Here is a 4,621-nt window from a genome sequence, read left to right on the forward strand (position 1 = left end):
ACTGGACCACCGGGCCACTCGACCGCGCCCGCCACAGCAGGCTCGAACGACTCAACTACCAACTCTCCGCCTGAACGAATTGGGCAGCAGGGTCGCCTTCGATGACGGCGACGACTTCGTCGCGGAGCTGACCGGCTTCTGCGCGCAGATGGAGATCCGGCAGGCGATCATCCCGATGTTCCTCGGCGGGTTCCGGCAGGTGACGCTGGTGGGGACGAACGGCCCGCTGGAGGACCCGGAAGCTCCCATGTGGGAGGAGACGGTCCTGCACACGGTGGAGGCCGTCGGCTCCGCCACCCTCGCCTGGAGCCCGGAGAACGACGTCCTCGCCCCGCACATCCATGTCGCGGTCGGGCACAAGGACCTCGCCGCCGCGGGGAGCGTGTCTCATCTGCTGCGGGCGGAGGTGCAGTTCATCCAGGAGATGTTCGTTCAGGAGGTCCTCTCCCCCCGGATGCTGCGACCGCTGTGCGGACCGCACGCCGTCCCGACCCTGTCCTTCGCCCCGCGCCCCGAGGCCGGGCCCCTGTGACGCCGCCCGGCTCCGCCAGAACTCCGTGAAGCCGGGCGTGCCACCGTGCGCCGATGACGTTCAGCACCCATCAGGAGCGAGACCATGAAGGCCTGCGACAACACCTCGGTCGGCGTCGTCATCACCGACCGCCAGGGCCGCTACCTGATGTTCGATCGCGCCACCTTCCCGGCCGGCACGGCACCGGCCGCCGGCCACATCGACGACCACGGGAGTGCCGATGACGCTGGCCGCGCCGAGGTCGAGGAAGAACTCGGCCTCACCGTCACCGGCCTCACCCGCGTCACCGGATGCTGGCGGAACAACCGATGCCGCCGCCGTCCCGGCGCACGCGGCACCGGCCACGACTGGACCATCTACCAGGCCACCGTCACCGGCGACCTCACCCCGAGCGCCCGCGAGACGAAGAACGTCCGCTGGATCGCTCCCGACGCCCTGCAGGAGCTGGCAGACCGCACGGTCGCCTACGCGCAGGGACGCGTGACGGACGCCGAGTTCGAGGCTGCGCCCGGCATCGAGCCGGTGTGGATGCAGTGGCTCGCCAACATCGCCGCGATCCACGTCAGCCCCGACGAGCTGCTTCAGGTGGAGCAGCTCACCATATGATCGCCGCCCCGCCCTCCTGATCCTCCGCGGCCGCCTCCGCCTCCACTCTCCGGGCGCGGCGGCCACGCCCTCGGCCGGCCCTGAGCGCCCTGCTGCTACAGCAGGCCTGGGCAGTCGAGTTCGCTGTCCGGGCCTGCGGGCTGCGTGAGTACGGGCCATGAGGTTCATGGACTCAGCGAAGAACATCGCGCAGGGCCGCCTCCAGGGCAGGCAGCTGCTCCAGCAGCGTCAGAGCGGCCTCGTGCCGTGCCCGCGCGTAGGACTCGAGTGCGGCATCGACGAGGTGGGGTCGTTCCACAGGTGCCGACAGCGGAAAGGTCGAGCAGAGCATGGCTGCACAGCCGACGCGAAGCGAGGACAGGAGGTCGTCTGCGGGCGCCGTGGGGTTGGCGTCTCGATAGGCGAGGGCGAGGTCGGCGTATCCCTGGAGCCACCTCTCGACGCCGTTGGACTGGAAGCTCTTGGGGTCACAGCCAAGGCGCATGATTTCCCAGGCGAGGTATCCGGGTGTGGGTGGTCCGAAGTCCACGATCGCGGCGACGTCGTCGTTCTTCAACAGGACGTTGGGGCCGGCCAGGTCGCCGTGCATGACCTGGACCGTCAGCGGTGGAAGTGAAGCGAGGATGCGCTCGACGTACCCCAGGACGGCGTGTCGCTCACACGCCGCCCGCAGAGCCCAAGTCTCGAACTCCCCCAGCCTAGGCCTGTGCTGGTACGCGAGAATCAGCCTGTCGAAGCGGCTACGGGCGGTGGCTACGTCGCATATCGCGGCACCAGGTTCCAGGGTGGGTGCGGCGGCGGGGTGAGTGGCGAGTCGGCTGTGGAGACGGCCCATCGCTGCGCCGACCGCTGCCCAGCGAGCACCGGTCAGGGTGCCCTCGGCAGTCTCGGTGTGCGGCACGTACGACCATAGGGACATCGGCAGGCGGCCGTGGGTCGCGATCAGTTCGTGCTGGCGCGTGCGGGTCGCCCGCGCGGTGGCGACGCCCCCGTCGGCGGCATACTCGGACAGCTCGACTGACGCCAGATCCAGGCTACTTCGAGTGCGATAGACCTTGACGAAGTGCCGACGGCCCGTCTGGTCGACGATGGCGTAGTTGTCCGTCGCGGTGCCCTCCGGGATCCGCGTGATTTCTTCCGGGTGCAGTCCGTACCCGAGCACCAGCGTGTCGGCGACCGCCTTGATCTGCTCCTGCGCGCCGGGTGTGGAAGGCGCGGCGACAGTCTCGGTGGGGCTGCCGAGGCCGGGCTGGTGAGATGCGGTGGACATGGTCTCCTCGTCGAAGCGCACAGCGCTCGTGGTCAGTGAGCGGGCGGCAGATGGTCGGGTCGACCAGGGCGCAGGCGCGGGGTGCCGGTGAGGCGTTCGGCCTGGCAGGCAATGTGCAGGGTGAGCGTTGGGAGAACTGGGACCGGCTCCCGTTCGGCTACGACGTTGGACTTCTGGGGGCCTACTCCCTGACCGCGTCCTCGACTGCTGCCGCATCCACCACGAGTTCAGCCGCGACCTCGACGCGGCGGCCGGCCGGGCCGGGGAACTGGCCGCGCTCGGCCGCAGGCATGCCGCAGAGGTGATCGCCAGCGGACAACCCTCCGTCAATGCGGTCATCTGATTGCGTTTCCCTCGTTCGGGTGGTGTCAGTGCCCGAGCCTGACCCGGCACCGCCACCAGCTGTCGGCAGGGGACCGGCCGACCAAGCCGACACCGCGGCGGGATGCCGCGTGAATCGCCTGATCGAGACGGTGGACGCGGTGAGCGACGCCGGCTCTTCGTGGCGAGGGCGACCAGTTCGGCATCGCACTGGCGGGGCGTAGGGCCGACCGGCGGGAGCCGCGGCACCGGGTAGGGATGCTCGTCGCATAGAGTGCGGGCGCGCAGGCGTGCACGCAGTTCGCCGTGAGGCGATCTTGGACGCCTTCGTTCGCGTCTCCGCAGGCATCCCTTGGGCAGCACCACCAGGAGGAACAGTGTCATCCCCACAAGTGATCACCCCCGCGGACCAGCTCGCCGAGGCGAAGAAGCAGCTGAACTTCCCGCGCATCATCGCGATCTGCGGCTCCACCCGTTTCATGGCCGAGATGGCCGAGGCCGACCTGCGGGAGACCAAGGCCGGGAGGATTGTCGTCAAGCCGGGCTGCGACCTGAAGTCGCCACATGAGCTCTGGTCCGATCCGGTCGAGGCCGAGGCGCTGAAGATTCGACTCGACGAGCTGCACCGGTCGAAGATCCTTCTCGCTGATGAGGTGCTCGTGGTCGGCGACTACATCGGAGACAGCACCAGGTCCGAGATCAGCTACGCCCGGTCGCTGGGCAGGCCCGTGCGGTTCACGCACCCCGAAGTCGACCCCGACGCCTGAGGGCTCGCCCCCGCACCCTCCGCCGGCACCCCGTTGGAGTTGATGGCGGGTGCGTGGTGGTGAGAGCGGGCTCAAGGAGCTGCGGAGCGCATCGCGGCCGTGATGGCGGCGGCGAGAGGCTGCTGGTGGTTCGTCAGGTAGAAGTGGTCGCCTTCGTACCTCTCAAGTCCGCGGAAGTTCGTCGTGAACGCTCGCCAGGCAAGGAGACGGTCCTCCGCGATCAGCATGTCGTTGCGGCCCGCGAATACCGAAAGCGGCACGGGCAGCGGCTCGGGGCTGCGGGGAGGAGTCCAGGTGTCCACGAGTTGGAAGTCGCTGCGGAACACCGGGGCGAACTTGTGCCAGACGTCGTCGTTGTCGAGGAGCTGCGGTGGGCTGCCGCCGCCGCTCCGCAGCCACGCGCGCAGTTCGTCGTCGGCCATCAGGTGAGGGCGGCTGTCGGCGCCGGCTTCGCCTTGCGGGGCGCCGTAGGCGGACACCCCCAGCCAGGTGGGGAGCGGTTCCCCCTGGCGCAGGAGTCGGCGAGCGAGCTGGTAGGCGATCAGTGCGCCCATGCTGTGGCCGAAGAACCCGAAGGGCCGGTCGAGCAGTGGTGCGATAGCAGTGTGGAAGTAGTCGACCAGCCGGTCGCAGTCGTCGATCAGCGGAAGGGCCTGCAGATGCCCTCGGCCGGGGGCCTCCAGGAGGCACAGTTCCCAGTCCTCGGGGAAGTGCTGCGCCCAGCCCCGGTAAAGCAGGTGCGAGCCGCCGGCGTGGTGGAGCAGGAACAGGCGCGCCGCCGGGTCGCTCAGCGGCCTGGGCCGGATGAGCGGGGAAGCCGGCGTCTGGCTGGTGAGCTTCGAGGCGAGGAAGGCGTGCATCTCCGTGAGCGTGGTGGCGCCGCTGGCTGCCACGGCGTTCACCGGGACGCCGTACGCGCTCTCCACGCGGGTCGAGATCTCCAGCATCAGCAACGAGTCGATGTCGAGCTCGTGGGCGAAGTGCGCCCCGTCGGTGACCTCCTCGGGCTCGGTCTCCAGTACGCCGGCTATTAGGGCCTGTTCTGAGTTCGGATCACCGGGTGGTCGGCAGACTGCGTAGCCAGAGGATGGAGCCGCGCAGGTGGAGTCCTGCGGCGTAGCTCTC

5 protein-coding genes are annotated in these 4,621 nt (G+C 69.3%); 3 read left to right on the forward strand and 2 right to left on the reverse strand.

What is annotated here, in order from left to right:
• Nucleotides 1–79 precede the first annotated feature (79 nt).
• Both ACFVX4_RS41630 and ACFVX4_RS41635 read left to right on the forward strand, forming a co-directional pair.
• Nucleotides 80–532 (forward strand): PPC domain-containing DNA-binding protein, encoded by a 453-nt coding sequence (locus ACFVX4_RS41630; RefSeq protein ID WP_389988594.1) that lies wholly within the window; start codon nt 80–82, stop codon nt 530–532.
• An 84-nt stretch (nt 533–616) separates the two neighbouring features.
• Nucleotides 617–1,138, forward strand: a complete 522-nt coding sequence (locus tag ACFVX4_RS41635; RefSeq protein ID WP_389988596.1) for an NUDIX hydrolase — start codon at nt 617–619, stop codon at nt 1,136–1,138.
• Nucleotides 1,139–1,310: 172 nt separating this feature from the next.
• Here the strand turns inward: ACFVX4_RS41635 and ACFVX4_RS41640 are convergent, their stop codons facing one another.
• Nucleotides 1,311–2,408, reverse strand: a complete 1,098-nt coding sequence (locus ACFVX4_RS41640; protein WP_389988599.1) for a phosphotransferase enzyme family protein — start codon at nt 2,406–2,408, stop codon at nt 1,311–1,313.
• A gap of 698 nt (nt 2,409–3,106) precedes the next feature.
• Here ACFVX4_RS41640 and ACFVX4_RS41645 point away from each other — a divergent pair.
• The gene (locus tag ACFVX4_RS41645) at nt 3,107–3,496 is read left to right on the forward strand and encodes a hypothetical protein (RefSeq protein WP_389988602.1); all 390 of its coding nucleotides are present in this window, start codon (nt 3,107–3,109) and stop codon (nt 3,494–3,496) included.
• Nucleotides 3,497–3,567: 71 nt separating this feature from the next.
• Here the strand turns inward: ACFVX4_RS41645 and ACFVX4_RS41650 are convergent.
• The coding region (locus tag ACFVX4_RS41650) for an alpha/beta fold hydrolase (RefSeq protein ID WP_389988605.1) at nt 3,568–4,621 on the reverse strand (1,054 nt) is incomplete at its 5' end.

Origin of the sequence: Streptomyces sp. NPDC058240 (assembly GCF_042882135.1) — a bacterium.
In the GTDB taxonomy this organism is placed as follows: domain Bacteria; phylum Actinomycetota; class Actinomycetes; order Streptomycetales; family Streptomycetaceae; genus Streptomyces.

Bases quoted from the DNA above. Each gene is read 5' to 3' on its own strand.
- ACFVX4_RS41635 (WP_389988596.1), top strand. From the start codon at position 617: ATGAAGGCCTGCGACAACACCTCGGTCGGCGTCGTCATCACCGACCGC.
- ACFVX4_RS41640 (WP_389988599.1), bottom strand. From the start codon at position 2,408: ATGTCCACCGCATCTCACCAGCCCGGCCTCGGCAGCCCCACCGAGACT.